At 38.1% G+C, this 15631-nt stretch carries 17 protein-coding genes; 8 read left to right on the top strand and 9 right to left on the bottom strand.

The genetic code is table 11. From position 1 onward, the window contains the following. A complete protein-coding gene (locus AC1ECF_RS09655; protein ID WP_480389198.1) occupies positions 1–996 on the top strand; it encodes a sensor domain-containing diguanylate cyclase in 996 nt (331 codons plus the stop codon). Further along, positions 986–1699, top strand: a complete 714-nt coding sequence (locus AC1ECF_RS09650; RefSeq protein WP_480389197.1) for a GNAT family N-acetyltransferase — start codon at positions 986–988, stop codon at positions 1697–1699. Before AC1ECF_RS09655 ends, AC1ECF_RS09650 begins: the two co-directional genes overlap by 11 nt. A 34-nt stretch (positions 1700–1733) precedes the next feature. Here the strand turns inward: AC1ECF_RS09650 and AC1ECF_RS09645 are convergent, their stop codons facing one another. After that, positions 1734–2072 carry a heme oxygenase gene (locus tag AC1ECF_RS09645; protein ID WP_480389196.1) on the bottom strand — a complete coding sequence of 113 codons (339 nt, stop codon included), beginning with the start codon at positions 2070–2072 and terminating at the stop codon, positions 1734–1736. Between the two features lie 228 nt (positions 2073–2300). Here AC1ECF_RS09645 and AC1ECF_RS09640 point away from each other — a divergent pair, with 228 nt between their 5' ends. Further along, complete coding sequence (locus AC1ECF_RS09640; RefSeq protein ID WP_480389195.1) at positions 2301–3467, top strand: TraB/GumN family protein; 1167 nt, start codon at positions 2301–2303, stop codon at positions 3465–3467. A gap of 138 nt (positions 3468–3605) precedes the next feature. On the opposite strand, the gene tatA is transcribed toward AC1ECF_RS09640, so the two are convergent. Together tatA and tatC are read right to left on the bottom strand one after the other, a co-directional pair. Further along, on the bottom strand, positions 3606–3806 hold the full coding sequence (gene tatA, locus AC1ECF_RS09635; RefSeq protein WP_480389194.1) for a twin-arginine translocase TatA/TatE family subunit: 201 nt from the start codon (positions 3804–3806) through the stop codon (positions 3606–3608). Positions 3807–3906: 100 nt separating this feature from the next. Continuing rightward, entirely contained in the window at positions 3907–4668 is a 762-nt protein-coding gene (gene tatC, locus AC1ECF_RS09630) for a twin-arginine translocase subunit TatC (RefSeq protein ID WP_480389193.1), read from the bottom strand. Between the two features lie 337 nt (positions 4669–5005). On the opposite strand from tatC, the gene AC1ECF_RS09625 reads away from it, so the two are divergent. The 4 genes from AC1ECF_RS09625 to AC1ECF_RS09610 all read left to right on the top strand — a co-directional run bounded on the left by AC1ECF_RS09625 (position 5006) and on the right by AC1ECF_RS09610 (position 8369). Then, positions 5006–5263 carry a hypothetical protein gene (locus AC1ECF_RS09625; RefSeq protein WP_480389192.1) on the top strand — a complete coding sequence of 86 codons (258 nt, stop codon included), beginning with the start codon at positions 5006–5008 and terminating at the stop codon, positions 5261–5263. Positions 5264–5461: 198 nt separating this feature from the next. Next, on the top strand, positions 5462–6667 hold the full coding sequence (locus AC1ECF_RS09620; protein ID WP_480389191.1) for an MFS transporter: 1206 nt from the start codon (positions 5462–5464) through the stop codon (positions 6665–6667). A gap of 18 nt (positions 6668–6685) precedes the next feature. Continuing rightward, on the top strand, positions 6686–7756 hold the full coding sequence (locus AC1ECF_RS09615; protein ID WP_480389190.1) for a CapA family protein: 1071 nt from the start codon (positions 6686–6688) through the stop codon (positions 7754–7756). 10 nt (positions 7757–7766) lie between these two features. After that, entirely contained in the window at positions 7767–8369 is a 603-nt protein-coding gene (locus AC1ECF_RS09610) for an SAM-dependent methyltransferase (RefSeq protein WP_480389189.1), read from the top strand. A gap of 101 nt (positions 8370–8470) precedes the next feature. Here the strand turns inward: AC1ECF_RS09610 and AC1ECF_RS09605 are convergent, their stop codons facing one another. Genes AC1ECF_RS09605 through AC1ECF_RS09585 form a run of 5 tightly spaced genes read right to left on the bottom strand, consistent with a single transcriptional unit; the run spans position 8471 to position 13927 of the window. Further along, entirely contained in the window at positions 8471–10399 is a 1929-nt protein-coding gene (locus tag AC1ECF_RS09605; RefSeq protein WP_480389188.1) for a GTP-binding protein, read from the bottom strand. A 60-nt stretch (positions 10400–10459) separates the two neighbouring features. Beyond that, positions 10460–11344, bottom strand: a complete 885-nt coding sequence (locus AC1ECF_RS09600) for a metal ABC transporter permease (protein WP_480389187.1) — start codon at positions 11342–11344, stop codon at positions 10460–10462. Next, on the bottom strand, positions 11337–12236 hold the full coding sequence (locus AC1ECF_RS09595) for a metal ABC transporter permease (protein WP_480389186.1): 900 nt from the start codon (positions 12234–12236) through the stop codon (positions 11337–11339). The genes AC1ECF_RS09600 and AC1ECF_RS09595 overlap by 8 nt, the downstream gene beginning before the upstream one ends. A 9-nt stretch (positions 12237–12245) precedes the next feature. Then, on the bottom strand, positions 12246–12992 hold the full coding sequence (locus AC1ECF_RS09590; protein ID WP_480389185.1) for a metal ABC transporter ATP-binding protein: 747 nt from the start codon (positions 12990–12992) through the stop codon (positions 12246–12248). A gap of 14 nt (positions 12993–13006) precedes the next feature. Then, positions 13007–13927 (bottom strand): metal ABC transporter solute-binding protein, Zn/Mn family, encoded by a 921-nt coding sequence (locus AC1ECF_RS09585; RefSeq protein WP_480389184.1) that lies wholly within the window; start codon positions 13925–13927, stop codon positions 13007–13009. Between the two features lie 386 nt (positions 13928–14313). Between AC1ECF_RS09585 and AC1ECF_RS09580 the strand changes: the two genes are divergently transcribed. After that, positions 14314–15123: a serine hydrolase gene (locus AC1ECF_RS09580; RefSeq protein WP_480389183.1), complete on the top strand. Its 810-nt coding sequence runs from the start codon at positions 14314–14316 to the stop codon at positions 15121–15123. Between the two features lie 72 nt (positions 15124–15195). Here the strand turns inward: AC1ECF_RS09580 and AC1ECF_RS09575 are convergent, their stop codons facing one another. Further along, the gene (locus tag AC1ECF_RS09575; RefSeq protein ID WP_480389182.1) at positions 15196–15426 is read right to left on the bottom strand and encodes a hypothetical protein; all 231 of its coding nucleotides are present in this window, start codon (positions 15424–15426) and stop codon (positions 15196–15198) included. Between the last annotated feature and the right edge of the window lie 205 nt (positions 15427–15631).

The following is a 15631-nucleotide window of genomic DNA, read 5'->3' as shown; positions in this document are numbered from 1 at the left end:
ATGGATGAGCGTTTAAATAATGCCCCTTGTGGCTTTTTCACTATTACGCAAAAAGGCATAATTCAAGAAGTGAACGAGACATTCTTGCAGATGGTTGGTTATAAGAAAGAGGAGCTTATTCAAAAGCATATAGAAATAATTCTAACTGCGGCCAATAAGTTTATATTTCATACTTACTTTTACCCATATATAGAGCTATACGGTAGGGTGGAGGAAATGTTCTTGAGCTTGAAAAATAAAGAAGGTCAAGTTGTGCCAATTCTGCTTAATGGTGTTTACGTAGAAAGGGAAGACACTAAGCTGATTGATTGTGTTGTCGTCTCTATGGGAAAAAGGATGAGTTATGAGAGAGAGATTCGGCAGGCAAAAAAACAGGCGGAAGAAGCATATCGAGAAAAGGAAGAGGCACTTACTAAGCTAGAACAATTACATATAGAAATAGAGAAGAAGCAAGAGAGTCTTATCAGTTTAAATACAAAGCTGGAGGAACTAGCAATAACAGATAAGCTAACAGGTTTGAGAAATCGTCGCTATTTTCATCTAAAGCTGGAGGAACTGATCATTGATTTTGAGAAGGGGCAAGTTCCATTTTCCTTATGCATCTTTGACATTGATTATTTTAAAAAGATAAATGATACGTATGGACATCAAGTAGGAGACAAGGTTCTAGTACAGCTAGCTGGATTGGTAAAAGATATTATAAGAGAAGAAGATTCTGTACTTCGTTATGGAGGAGAGGAATTTATTATTTTATACCCACGTGCAAGTGAAGCAATAGCTCAGAAGGAAGCAGAGAAGGTTAGAAGAGCAATAGAAGAATCCAATTGGGATGCTGGAAGTGTCACCATTAGTATGGGTATCTCTACTTACGGAAAGAATGATACTCATTCGTCCATTGTAGAAAGTGCGGATAAGGCGCTTTATTATTCAAAAGCAAATGGCCGAAATCGAGTGACACACATAGATCAGATCGGAGAAGATACAGATGCTTTTTAATACGATAAAAAAAGATAAAGAGTATTGGCTTGTGGACCAAAGGAAGATGAAGGGTGTGTCAACGGAGGAATATCAACAATCCTTCGCTGTACTCTTGGAACAGTGGAAATACGAGCAAGTAGCATACCTTTCCCTTCTCATGAATCAAGAACTGGAAGAATGGTTACTGGAAAAAGGATTTCATAAAGTATCCTCCATAGTGGAATATACTCGCCAGCTTGATGAGCATTTCTTAACAGAAAGCTTGGTTACCTATGAATCGTTAGAGGAAAGTGAAATGGATGATGTTGATTTTGCGAAGCTTTATGACGTATGTCGAAGTGGCTCGGCAAACAAAAATAACTTATTTTCGATAGAGCAGATTATGGATTCTTTAGAGAGCGAGCTGGGAAGCGGCTGGAGATCCCACTGCTTTATCTTTTCAAAGGATAGAAGCGTACTTGGAATAAGTGTTCCTCACGTCGAAGAGGGGACAAAGGATGAGGGAAGGCTATTCTATTTTGGAGTCATTCCAGAGGAGCGTGGAAAGGGCTACGGAAAAGTATTTCATCGCATATCATTGGAATTAATGAAGAAATTTCATGCCACCTATTATGTTGGAAGTACAGATGAGAACAATAAGCATATGATTCATATCTTTGAAGCAAATGGCTGTAAACTACGCGATAAAAAAGGAATTTATCGAATAAATAAGATCATATAAAAGAGTACAGACAAGAGAGTCTGTACTCTTTTCCTTACATATGAGAAATTGCTTTTACCGTGCTCGCCACTTTTGAGATGATTAACTCGCTTCCAAGTAGAGGAGATTCTTTAGGAGCTTCTCCCTCCTTTGGTTCAGGACGCTTATGTGCTTCTTTGAAAATATCACTATTTCTCCATGCTTGGAAATCCTCTTCTGTTTCCCAATACATATTCACATTCATTTCATCATATTCAGTAGGTCCTTGTGTAATCGTTACCTCTACCTTGATAAAGCCTTTCATTTCTTGGAGAGGACCTGGCTTCGTAAAATTAGGAGCCATTTTTTCAGCAAATCCTGGTTTTGTTTTAATACGGTTTGTTACAATGATCATTACGCATTCTCCTTTCCATGTTTCATAGAATAATTATATCATTATTCTGAGAAACTAACCTTTCGGGGAGGTAGCAGACACCACCCGACAGCCAATACTTCCTATATTTTCATTTTTTCTAATAAACATAATTGAATTTTAGTCAAGACTCCTTCATTATTAAAGATAGACCCTTTTCCTAACGTAATGATGGTGGAGAAGAAATAAACGTATAAAAGGAAGTAGCTTATGTCAGAAGAAAACGTTACTCGGCTAGTAGTAGATGGCAAGGAAGTTATTTTAATAGGTACAGCCCATGTGTCACGATTAAGTGCGGAGCAGGTAAAAGAGGTAATAGAGAGAGAAAAGCCTGATTCTGTTTGTATAGAACTAGACGAACAAAGATATCAATCTATTTCTGATACAAAAAAGTGGAAAGAGATGGATATATTTAAGGTGATAAAAGAAAAGAAAGCAACCCTTTTGTTAATGAATTTAGCGATTTCCTCCTTCCAAAACAGAATGGCTAAGCAGTTTGATATCCAACCAGGCCAAGAAATGATTCAAGGAATAGCAAGCGCGAAAGAAATTGGAGCAGAATTAGTTTTAGCTGACCGTAATATACAAACAACTTTCTCACGTATCTGGGGTAACCTTGGTCTTATGGGAAAATCTCAGCTTCTATCCTCTGTTTTCTTTAGTATCTTTAGTAAGGATACAATATCGGAGGAAGAGCTAGAAAAAATGAAAACCCAGGATACACTGAATGCGGTCTTAGCTGAATTTACGGAAGCGTTTCCTAAGTTGAAAACACCGCTGATTGATGAGCGAGATCAATACCTTGCTCAAAAAATTAAGGAGGCTCCGGGGGGAAAAGTAGTTGCCGTACTAGGAGCAGCCCATGTCCCTGGGATCACAAAGGAAATATATAAGGAACAGGATTTAGGGAAGCTTTCCGAATTGCCTCCTAAGTCTATTGTTCCTAAAATTCTTGGCTGGTCCTTGCCTATATTGATCATTGCATTAATAGCATATACATTTATCATAAATCCGACTGCTGGCTTCGACCAAGCGCTTAGCTGGATATTATGGACTGGAACGACAGCGGCAATTGGTACGGCTGTTGCGTTTGGGCACCCACTGGCAATTCTTACAGCCTTTGTAGCAGCACCGATTACGACACTTCATCCTATCTTAGCATCGGGTTGGGCTTCTGGACTTGTTCAAGCGTTTGTCAAACGACCAACGATAGGAGATTTTGAAAATCTCACAGAGGATGTTTTTACAATTAAAGGATTCTGGAGAAACAAAGTAACCCGTATTTTACTAGTAGTAGTTTTGACGAATATTTTTGGCTCTTTTGGAACATTGATTGGTGGAGCAGATGTAGTTCGTTTATTCTTTAAAAATCTATAATATAAGGGGGTGGCATAAATATATGTCCTACCTCCTGTAGGCCATCATGATGTTCACATCCTGATGGCCTTGTTATTTTATTCGAGTTTTTAGTTAAGCTATATATAAAAATAGCCGAGCTAGTAGCTCGGCTATCCATTATGCTTTCTTTTTATCTGCGTCTTTATCTTCCATTTTAAACTCATCTGTTACGTCATCTACGATTTCTTTCGTAGAGTTCTTGAACTCTTTCAATGTTTGTCCAACTGCTCTACCTAGTTGAGGCAATTTAGATGGACCAAAAACGATTAATGCGATGACTAAAATAATGATTAAACCCGGTAAGCCGATATTTGGCATATGAGTTCCTCCTAAAGTTAGTTTCTATATATATCAAGTGGCAAATTGACAATTAGTTAACGTTGATAGTATAACACATTGGAAGAATTTACTTAAGTAATTAATTTTCCAACTTTTTTTGCTCTTCCGCTTCTTTTGCTAGCCGTTTTTTATACGCCCAGTTAGAAACTAATATACTTATTTCAAACAGTAGCAACAAAGGCACCACGATAATAAAGTCCGAGATAAAATCTGGAGGAGTGATAGAAACACCGACTACAACCAGGACAAAATAGGACACCTTTCTCATTTTTCTTAACCGATCTGGTGTTATAATTCCGAGCTTCGTTAAAAATAAGATAATGACAGGGAGCTCGAAAACGATTCCTACCGGGATGATTAAATTAAACATAAACGTAAAATATTGTTGCATTCCATAGGTTTCAATTGCACCTATCGATTCGTTAATATTAGACATAAAGTTTAACATCAAGGGGAATAAAATAAAGTAACTAAAGCTGATCCCAGTTAGAAATAGCAAGAAGGAAGCAGGAATAAAATAAGCAGTTCCTTTTGCCTCTTTTTCTAGTAAACCAGGCTTTACGAATAACCAAATTTGATGCATGGCAATCGGTAATGTGATTAAGATAGCAAGAATTAATGCACATTTTACATAAATCATCAGCCCATCTGTATACCCAAACACGTTCCATTCTACGTGCGCAGCAGTAGGCTGTTGCTTGAGAAAGTTTAAAGTTTTGGGAGCCATCCAGAATCCAAGAGCAAGGGTAAGAATAAAGGTGGAAACGATAACGATCAGCCTTTTTCTAAGCTCTGATAAATGCTCTACAAGCGTCTGCTCTTGTTCTTGAGTTTTTTCCATTGTATTTTCACCCCGTCTACTTAAACCAAGTAAATTCTTTTAATACAGGATATATAATCCATCTGTATCAACTCTTCATTATACTCCTTCCAAGCATTTTGTAAATATAACTAGCTTGTATAAAAGGAATTATTAGTTAAATTTAACATTTCCGACACTAAATAAAGTAGATTAGCGATTAGCAAATGGAAAGGAGACAGAAATCAAAAATAGAAATAAAGATATTTTTAGTTTAATTTACACTTTTTTCTATACAATCCAATAACTATTGTAGTAAAATATTTAACGGTGCTTTATCTGTAATGGTTAAAAATGCCGCTAAGAAAGGAGTAGAGTCATGACACAGTATAATATAGAAGAGCTCAAGTTAATGAATCAAGTGTTCCTAGCACTTTTTCTAGTAGCTGATTTTGCTTTATTCTTATATTTTTCCAATACAACTTTTCCATGGTTTGCACTAGTGGGAGCCGGAGTAGGTTTAGCCATAATAGTGCTTTGTTGGAGCGGGAAAAAATATCCTTATTTTATAGGGAGTCTTTTGGTAGCTACCACACTGTTTTCTGTTGTATATAATTGGCAATATATAATTCATTAAATTTTTTTTAATCTAATATTTATCTAGTTAAATACTAAAGAACTTATTTACTTCTTACCAGCGGTAGGAAGTTTTTTTATTTTTTTCTCTTGCTATTGTAGTTAATAGCAAGAGAAAAATTAATATCCTGGAAGGCACTTGTATTCTTCCAAATGAGGTATATAATTCAAGCTATACTAGTAAGAATGGACGACTAATATGAGAACTATAAATGAGAAGATTAGCATATATCACGGTATGGCTTCTACAGTAGCGACAAATACTTCTAATAACTATTTTCCTATATTTGCAATTACAATCTTGGGAGCTTCGAATTATCAGGTGGGGCTAATCAGCTCACTTCCTCCATTAGTCGCATTGCTCATGACCATCCCCGCAGCAATACTGCTGAATAGGACCATCACACAAAAAAAGTTAGTGGCATTGGCTATTTTGTTTGCGCGCTTACTATTGTTATTTATCGCTTTTGTCGTATATATGCCAGATCCTCTTACAAGGACTTGGGCATTCTTATTAATCGTAGCTTTGATAAGTGTACCAAACACTGTAGCCAATGTAGGATGGCAGACCCTTATTAGTGGATTAATAGAGGAAAAACGGCGTGGTCAATTTTTTAGCGACCGAAATAGGATGCTAACAATTGTAGGATTATTCGCTACCCTTATTATCGGTGTCATAATGAGAGACTCTGAAACCGATTCACTAGCCTATCAAATTCTTTTTACGCTAGCTTTTGGATTTGGAGTGTTAGAAGTCTACTTTTTAATGAAACATGACGAGCCCGCTACGTCGATTGAGCAGAATGTAATTAAACGTAAGTCGATGGATTGGTCTATTTTCCATAACAAAAATTATGTTTATTTTTTAGTAGCTGCCTTATTTTTTAACTTTGCTTGGCAGATGGCCTGGGGCTTATTTAATATTTATAATGTTCGAGTTGCAGGAGCAACAATATTTTGGATTAGTATGTTCTCGGTCGGTAGTGCACTTGTCCAGTTTCTGACATTTCCACTTTGGAAGAAATGGGCTGAAAAATATACGAATATGCGTGTCTTTATATGGGCTGCAGTTGGTATGGCTACTACACCTTTTTTAGTTGTATTATCTACAAATTTATATTACTTAACTTTTATCAATACTGTAACAGGCTTTTTTCTCGCGGGTACTGTCTTAATACTCTTTAATTTATTGCTAGAACAGTCACCAGAGGAGTCAAGGACATACTGTATCACAACATATAATGTATTGCTGGCTCTTATTGCTTTCATTGCACCACAAGTGGGTATCTTCCTTTTAGAGTTAATGGGGATGGATATTGCAATGTTTATCAGTTCGGCCCTGCGTTTATTAAGTGCCGGAGGATTCTTTTATGTGTATATTCGACAGCGTAGACGTCAAGGATAGGGAAAGGAGGCTTGTAGCATGAAAATATTCTTACCCATTCTTGCGGTAATATGTTCATTTATTTCTCTACCTATCTTTATTAGTCCTGAGACATTTGGAGAAGAATTTAAAGGAAAAGAAGTTACTAATTTTCATCTAATTTACGAGGAGAAAACAATAGAAATTGGTATGATAGGTGATATTCTTCTCCATAGTCCACTATATCACTATCCAAATTTCCTTCCTTCATTTGAAGCGGTAGAAAAAGAGCTTGCAAGCATTGATTTTTTATTAGCAAATCAAGAATCTATACCAGCCGGAGTAGAGTTTGGATTGTCGGGTTATCCAAACTTCTCAAGCCCTTCTCATATTATTCGAGATTTAAAGAGGTTAGGGGTCGATCTAATTTCTATTGCTAACAATCATACGTTAGATCAAAAGGAAGCCGGCTTATTATCAGCCATTCAAACAATGGAAGAGGAAGAAATGCCCTACTTGGGGGCTTTTAAATCGTTAGAGGACCAGCAAAGAAACCGTATATTTGAGGTGAAAGGTGTTTCGATTGGATTTTTAAATTATACCTATGGCACAAATGGCCATACAATTCCGGAAGGCAAAGAGTACTTAATCAATTTGATTGATCCGGAAAAGATAACGAGTGACATCCAAGATTTAAAGGAGAAAGCAGATATTGTAGTGGTAAGCATGCACTGGGGTAATGAATATGAGCTTGAAACAAATAGCACACAAAGAGAACTAGCCAAGTTGATTTCTGAGGCAGGTGGTGATATTATTTTTGGTCATCACCCACATGTTATCCAGCCATATGAAAAGATTGTATCTTCTACGGGAAAGGAAACACATGTATTTTATTCTCTAGGAAATTTTTTATCTGCTCAGCAATTTGACTATACAAGCATCGGTGGTATAGGGAAGGTAGAAGTGAAGCTAAAGAAAATACAAGATAAAAAAATAATCCAAGTGAAAAACCCATCATTTATACCAACTGCAGTAGTAAAGGGAAACCCTTATAAAATTTTTCCGTTAGAAGAAGTATCAAACCCAGTTGTATCTCCGGAATGGGTACAAGAACATGTATTTAATCAGTAGGAGGGAGTGTATGAAGGAATCCGAATTTGATCGATTACTGCGTATTCAAACCAGCGGGCTCAAAGAATTCAGATATCAAACGACTCATTATCATCGTTACGAAGCAACACCTTATGTCGCATTAGAAACGTTGTTTGAAGAATACCCTATTAATACCTCAAGCTGGTTCGTGGATTTTGGATGTGGAAAGGGACGATTCCCTTTCTATGTTCACCATTTTCTACATGCCTCAGCAACAGGTATAGAAATGAATGGACAGCTTTACCAAGCAGCCATGGAGAACTTAGCAAATTACTTAACAAAGGCAAAAATCTCTAATGCGACTCTTAGTTTTGAATGCTGTCTAGCCGAGGAATACGAGATAAACCCTCAGGAAAATGTATTTTACTTTTTTAATCCCTTTTCTACCGCTATATTTCGAAAGGTTATCCATCGTATATTGCGTTCTGTTGAACAGTCTCCAAGAGCGGTGGATGTCATTCTTTATTATCCAACGGAGGCTTATCTGCAATTTCTAGAGACTGAGACTCCTTTTCATTTTTTTCGAGAGGTGAAAGTCCCCGGGATGTATGAGCGAGATGAAAATGAAAGATTTATGATTTATCGGTTCTAATGATAAAGACATTATTATTTTTAGGGATTGCTATTAATGAATAGGAAAGAAGATGACTCCTACACAGCAAAGGAGTCATCTTTTCATTTTTCTTATCGTACTTATTTCAAACAATGCATAGCAGCTTCTGCTTCATACCAGGGTACCTTGTATCCTGTACCTTTCGCACAAAAGATAGAGGTGGATGTATATTCAGGATCTGCATCCTTGTTATAGCTGATTTTTTCGATTACCTCGTTTGTATTATGGCAGATGTCATAGCCGCTAAATTGTAGGTTTAGTACTCCCTTGCCGTGTGTGTAAGATGCAAACGTTGTACTGTAATGCATAAAGGTAGCCACTGGTACCTTCCCCTTCACTACTACCTTGTCTCCTAATGTTTCCGGAGGCTCAAAAGTGCCATGAGCTAGTTGTATATCGGATAATACTTTTCCGATGAGATCTTGCTCCACTTTTATCTTAAAATCATAATAAGGCTCTAAAAGTATATTTTTCGCTTTTTCTAAGCCTTGCCGTAGTGCCCGATAAGATGCCTCTCGAAAGTCTCCACCTGATGTGTGCTCATTATGCCCGCGCCCTGTTAACAAGGTAATCTTCACATCTGTTAAAGCAGAGCCTGTTAGTATGCCATGGTGATCTTTTTCGAGTAAATGATGTTTCACGAGGTTCTGATTACCAATTGATAAATCATTAGCATGACAGACATTATGAAAGCTAACGCCACTTCCACGAGGTGTTGGTTCTATGAGTAGATGGACCTCCGCATAATGCTTTAACGGCTCGAAATGCCCATAGCCCTTTACTGGCTCCTCAATCGTTTCTTTATAGAGTATTTTAGGCTCTCCAAAAGTTACATCTAAGGAAAAGCGTTCCTTCATAATTTGGATTAGTACCTCTAGTTGTATGGTGCCCATGACATGCACGTGAATTTCTTGAAAATGCTCCTCCCAGACAACAGATAGGGAAGGATCCTCTGCGTCTAACATCTTAAAATACTGCAATACATCCTTAACTGAGATGGTAGGATCAAATTCTACCTTCGATTTCAAGGTCGGAATTAATTCGAAGGAGACTTTTTCCTCCTGACTACCAATGATTTCTCCGATAGCTGCATTGCTTAGTCCGATTATCCCAATAAGCTCACCGGCCACTGCCTGGTCTACTGTCTTAAATTTGTTTCCATTATAAGTGCGCAGCTGGGTTACTTTTTCAGATGACTCTCTGTATGTTAATACATCTCTAACTCTTAATTTTCCCCTAAGAATTTTTATAAAAGTGATTCGACTGCCCGTGTCGTCATGCCGAATTTTATACACTCTTCCTACAAATTCTTCCTCTGGGGAATAGCTTGTCATTGTCAGTTTATCTAGAGAGGCTAAAAATTCTAATACTCCAATATCCTTTAAAGCGGAGCCGCTTGCACAAGGGAACACCTCACCTTGCTGAATCATCCTTTGAAAGGCATTCGTCCAGAGTTGCTGATCAAAACCACTTTCCATATAAACGTCTAATAGTTCTTCATCTCTCTCTGCAATGAATTCAATAAGCTCCTCCGTATACAGATCATCAATCTTGCATACTTCAGAGGAAAGACTTTCTTGTATTTCTTTGAAAACTTGATCTGGGTCTGTATCTATATAGTCTGTTTTATTAATAAAAAAGAAGGTAGGCACCTGGTGCTTTCTAAGAAGCTGCCATACTGTTTCCGTATGCCCCTCTACTCCATCTACTGCACTGATAAGAATGATTGCGTAATCCATCGCCTGTATCGCTCGCTCCATCTCAGGAGAGAAGTCGACGTGTCCAGGAGTATCTATTAAAAAATACGTAGAATTGTTATAGGTAAAAGTTGCTTGATCGGCGAAAATCGTAATCCCACGATTCTTTTCAATAGAATGTGTATCTAGAAAGGAATCCTGGTGATCAACTCGCCCTCTTTGTCTAATTGTCTTTGTATGAAATAGTAACTGTTCTGAAAAGGTTGTTTTTCCTGCGTCAACATGCGCAAGAATGCCAATTGTTTTATACAAAAAATCACCTCTGTTCTATCTCTTCATTATAGCAAATGAAGGTAGAAGAGAGGTGAACCCTTAAGAGAAGCTCTTTAATGTATTCATTTTTACTTTTTTTCTTTTTCTCCAAAGAAGCCCAATGCTTGGGTAGAACAGAAATACTAGAAGGAACAGAACACCAACCATGCCCGCCATCATCCCTGCAATGGAAGTATTCCAGAGCTTCGCAACATAATAGCCTGATATGGCCGCAGTTACTCCAAAGATCATACTCCAAGTAATCATTCCGCGGACACTTTTACTGATTAAATAAGCAGTCGCTGCAGGTCCGATTAACATGGCTACTACTAGCACTGCCCCTACACTATCAAAAGCAGAAACTGTTGTTAACGAAACAAGGGTCATATAAGCATAGTGCATGACGATTATTGGAAGCCCAATTGACATCGCAAAGACAGGATCAAAGGTAGTCACTTTTAGTTCCTTATAAAATAGGAACAAAAATAAGATATTTAGCGCCAAAACAAATAGGAGCATCCAAACTGCTTTTGGCATTTCAAAGCCAAAGAGACTCCATGTATCCCATGGAACAAATGCTATTTCTCCCATTAGAACATGCTCTACATCTAAGTGAACATTTCCTGCGAACAAGGTGATGAATAAAACACCAAGAGCAAATAGAGAGGTAAAGACTACCCCGATTGCGGCATCCTCCTGTAAACCGCCTGTTTGGAGCAATTGTACAAGATAGGTGGTAAGTACCCCTGCAATTGCAGCCCCTACTAGCATCCAGAAGCCATTTAATGATTGAGTCACCATAAAGGCAACAACAATGCCAAAAAGCACGGTATGACTAATAGCATCAGCAATCATAGCTGTTTTTCTCAATATGAGATATACGCCTGTCATCCCGCAGGTAATGCCAACCAAGGAGCCGGTAAGTAGGACCCAAAACTCATTCATGGCTAGTCACCTCTATCGCATGCTTTCTTTGCTTGAAGGCAAGCTTCTTTCTATATTTAGATATAAGCCCTCGATTCGGAGCAAAGAAATAAGATAAGAGAAAGAGAGATGCTGCACAAAGAACAATAATGGGACCAGTGGATAAGCCAGTTTTCAAAGAGCTTACGAACGTACCAAAGGCTCCTGACAGACCACCAAAAAAAGCACTTGTTACAAGAATCACACCTAGATGATTAGACCAAAATCTGGCTGCAGCAGCAGGGATGATAAGCATAGCGGCCATCAAAATAACCCCTACTGCTTGAATTCCGGTAACAATAGTGAGAACGGTAAGAGCAGTCAAGATACTTCTTAAACGTTCAACGGGCATTCCAATCCCCTTTGCAAAGACTGGATCAAATATCATGAGCTTCCATTCCTTAAAGAATAAAAGACACATGCTAATAATTAATAAAGCACTTCCTGAAAGCCAGATGAGATCAGTCTTTGCCATAGTTGCCGCTTTTCCAAAAATAAAATCGTTTAATCCACTTTGGTTTCCGGTGCTGCTTTGGTTAACGATGGTGATAAGCACAATACCAATCCCAAAAAATACAGATAATACTAGACCGATTGCGGCATCTGCTTTTATCTTAGAATATTGGATAATCCATTGGATTACGTAAACAGATAGAGTGGCAGTAATAGCAGCTCCAAGCATGAGAAGCGGTAAATCCTTCGATTGGAACAATAAAAAAGATAAAGCAATTCCAGGCAACGCTGCATGAGCTGCAGCATCTCCCACCAGGCTTTGTTTTTGAAGAAAAGCAAAGGTCCCATTAAGACCAGCAGCAATACCTAATAAAATTGTACCTACTAAAACCCAGAGTAAGTTTCCTGTTATCACGGACATTCACCTCTCTCACTTGATGATGCTTTCTTTTGTCTGTTCCATAAAAAATAACTTTCCTCCGTATGCTTCCTGTAATTTATCCTTTGTAAAGGTTGTTTCAGTAGGTCCAGAAGCTGTTAAAGTTTGGTTTAATAAAATAATCCAATCAAAATACTCAGGAGCTGTTTGTAAGTCATGATGGACGACAAAAACAGATTTTCCTTGAGCTTTGAGTTGTTTCAGAATTTGTATAATGGTTCTTTCTGTAGCAGCATCTACACCGACAAACGGTTCATCCATAAAATATACTTCTGCTTCCTGTGCCAATGCTCTAGCCAGAAAGACACGCTGCTGCTGCCCCCCGGATAGCTGACCAATAGAACGGTTAGCATATGCCTCCATTCCAACTGCTCGTAGGCTCTCGAGGGCAATTTGTTTATCCTTTGCAGACGGTCTTCTCATTAATCCGACATGACCATACCGTCCCATTAGAACCACATCTATAGCGTTTGTTGGGAAATCCCAATCTACTGCATTTCTTTGGGGGACATAACCGACTTTGCAATCTTTAGGGCGAAGTGGCTTTCCAAGTATGCTCACCTCACCGGTTTTATTAGGGAGCTGGTTTAAAATAGCTTTTAACATCGTAGACTTACCTGCTCCATTGGGGCCAATAATTCCGGTTATTTTTCCAGCAGGAACTTCCACGCTTATATCCTTGAGTACTACCTTTTCCTCGTAAGCAACGGACAAATGCTTTACTTGTAATGCATTCATGATAATCTTCACTCCTATTTTAGTGAATCTACAATGGTATTTACGTTATGCTTATACATTCCGATATAAGTGCCTTCCTCTGTTCCTTCAGGTCCCATAGCATCTGAATAAAGTTCTCCGCCAATTTTTATGGAGTGTCCTTTTTCTTTTGCACCTTCAATCACTGAGTTCATTGCTTTATCGGATACACTTGATTCTATAAAAACAGCCTTAATATTTTGGTCCACCAAGAAATCTACTACATTCTGAATATCTTTAATACCATATTCGGATTCCGTGCTAAGACCTTGTAGACCACGTACCTCAAGGCCATTGCTGTTTCCAAAGTAATTGAAAGCATCATGTGCAGTTACTAAGACGCGCTGGCTCTCTTGGATTTCGCTCATTCGTTCTTGTGTCCAGTCTTTTAAGCTATCTAGCTCTTTAAAGTAGGCAGCCTCATTGTTTTGAAAGTCCTCTTCATTGGTTTTTATTTCATTTACCAATGTTTTGGTGATTTCTTCAGTAGCAAGCTTCCATAACTGGATATCGAACCAAATATGTGGATCGAACTGACCTGGATAGTTTGGGTCTTCCAATAACTGGTCTTCGGGCAATGCTTCACCGATTGCCACTACTACCTTATCTTTTTTCATCTTCTCAAAGATTTCACTCATTTTGCCCTCTAACTCTAGACCATTATAAAAAATCATATCTGCATCCTCTAATAGCTGAATGTCTCCTTGTGTTGCTTTGTAAAGATGAGGGTCTACCCCAGGTCCCATAAGTGACTTAACCTCGACATGTTCTCCACCAATGTTTTTAACAGCATCTGCGACTTGACCTGTAGTGGCTACAATAAGAGGCTTATCTGAATCAGCTTCCCCTACATTTTCATTACCGTTACAACCTACAACAAAAAATACCGCAACAAACAATAACCAAAGTTTTTTCACAAACAACACTCCTTTTCTTTTATATTAATTTATTTCCCGGAGGAAACTTTTAAAACAAAAAAATTTTTATTTCGTTATAACTATATTATTTCCTAAAGGAAACTTTTGTTCATAAGGTTAACACTAATTGTTCGACTTGTCAAAATAATCTATGTAGGTGGATGAAAAAAGGTGAACAAAACATCGCAATTTGGAAAAGAACTAGATGTAGCCTGACTTTAAGATTGGAAGAGAAGGAAGAGGGATGAAATGGATAAAAAAAGTAGACGTACTTTCTAGCTGACTAATAAAGCATACTGCCAAATTTTTAATCCCTGCAACACAATATACAAAATATTTTGATTATAATAAAGTTAGAAATAAAAATAGAAAAAGGGAGTGGAGCTGTGGAAGTATTAGTAGATAGAGTAAAGGACATTATTAAGCCTTCAAGAGGAACATGGGGAATTATTCTAGAAAATCTAGTCACCGGAGAAAAATGGGAGCTAAATAGCGAGGAGCTTTTTTATGCAGCAAGTGTAATCAAGGTACCAATTATGGCTTCCGTTTTTACGAAAGAAGAGAAAGGGAGTTTTTCATTAGATGACCCTTTCGTTTTGCGTAAGGAGGATTTAGTAGGAGGCTCGGGAGTTCTTCAACACCTAACACCAGGTACTTCCTTGCCAATACGAGATTTGGTCACGCTGATGATTATCCAAAGTGACAATTCTGCTACTAATATGTTGATTGACCTAATAGGAAAGGAAGCGGTTGTCTCTTTTATGAAGGAAGCTGGAATGGAGCTTAGCACGTTCTATAACAAGCTCATGATGAACAACCCAAATCCAAAAGGATATAACATGATAACTGCCGCTGATATTGCGATACTGCTAAAGAAAATAGCTAGGAAAGAGCTAGTGAGCGAGAAAGCCAGTGAGGAAATGCTACGTATTATGAAGAAACAGCAAATCCAAGACTGTCTACCGCAAATGTTTCCATCACCGTACTCCAATTATAATAATGGCCGCCCAGCTTGGAAAATGGCGCATAAAACAGGATGGGTTCCTGGAACAAGACATGATGTAGGAGTTTTATATGTAGGAGATAACCAGCTGGCGATAACGGTCTTATCGAAGGAAGAGGATGATCTTGTATCTAAAGCCATTTTAACTGAGATAGGAGCAGCTGCTTACGAATATCTAGCAAATAAAAGCTGAAGAAGGTGTAGTAACTACCAAGTTAAACGAAGAAAGCACTCACATCACAAGATAGTGGGTGCTTTCTATTTACTAAATCTTCATCTCAGCATCTTCTGTTTTTGATTCTCCAATTAGCTCATAAAGAACCTCCTGATAGGCATTCTGTAATTGAATAAGATTTGCTTCCTTTGTTAGCTCCTCAGAGTTTTGAATATCCTGTGCTAAGGAACTAAGTATCTTCTCTAAAGTAATCGAAGCATTCGTGACAGTGTTATAGAGTAGCACCTGCTTGAACTGCTCTTTGTATTCCTCTTTTGACATCCTACTTTCTCCTTTCCAATAAAGTGAAACTTTGATTGGTGGGGGTTTCTTTCATCCCCCGCCATTCATTAGTTGAACCAATCGGGCTTTTAGGGACAGTAAGACTCCCACTTAGCTGTCTCATTTCTTTCGCCATCTTGAAGTGGGAGTCTTACTGTCCCTTAATGCGGGATAAAAAAAATCTTCCCCTTTAAAGAGGAAGATG

The sequence above is a fragment of the Psychrobacillus sp. Z3-81 genome (assembly GCF_056620325.1).
Note: the sequence above shows the minus strand (reverse complement) of the source record. Positions and strands in the feature narration are given on the sequence as shown.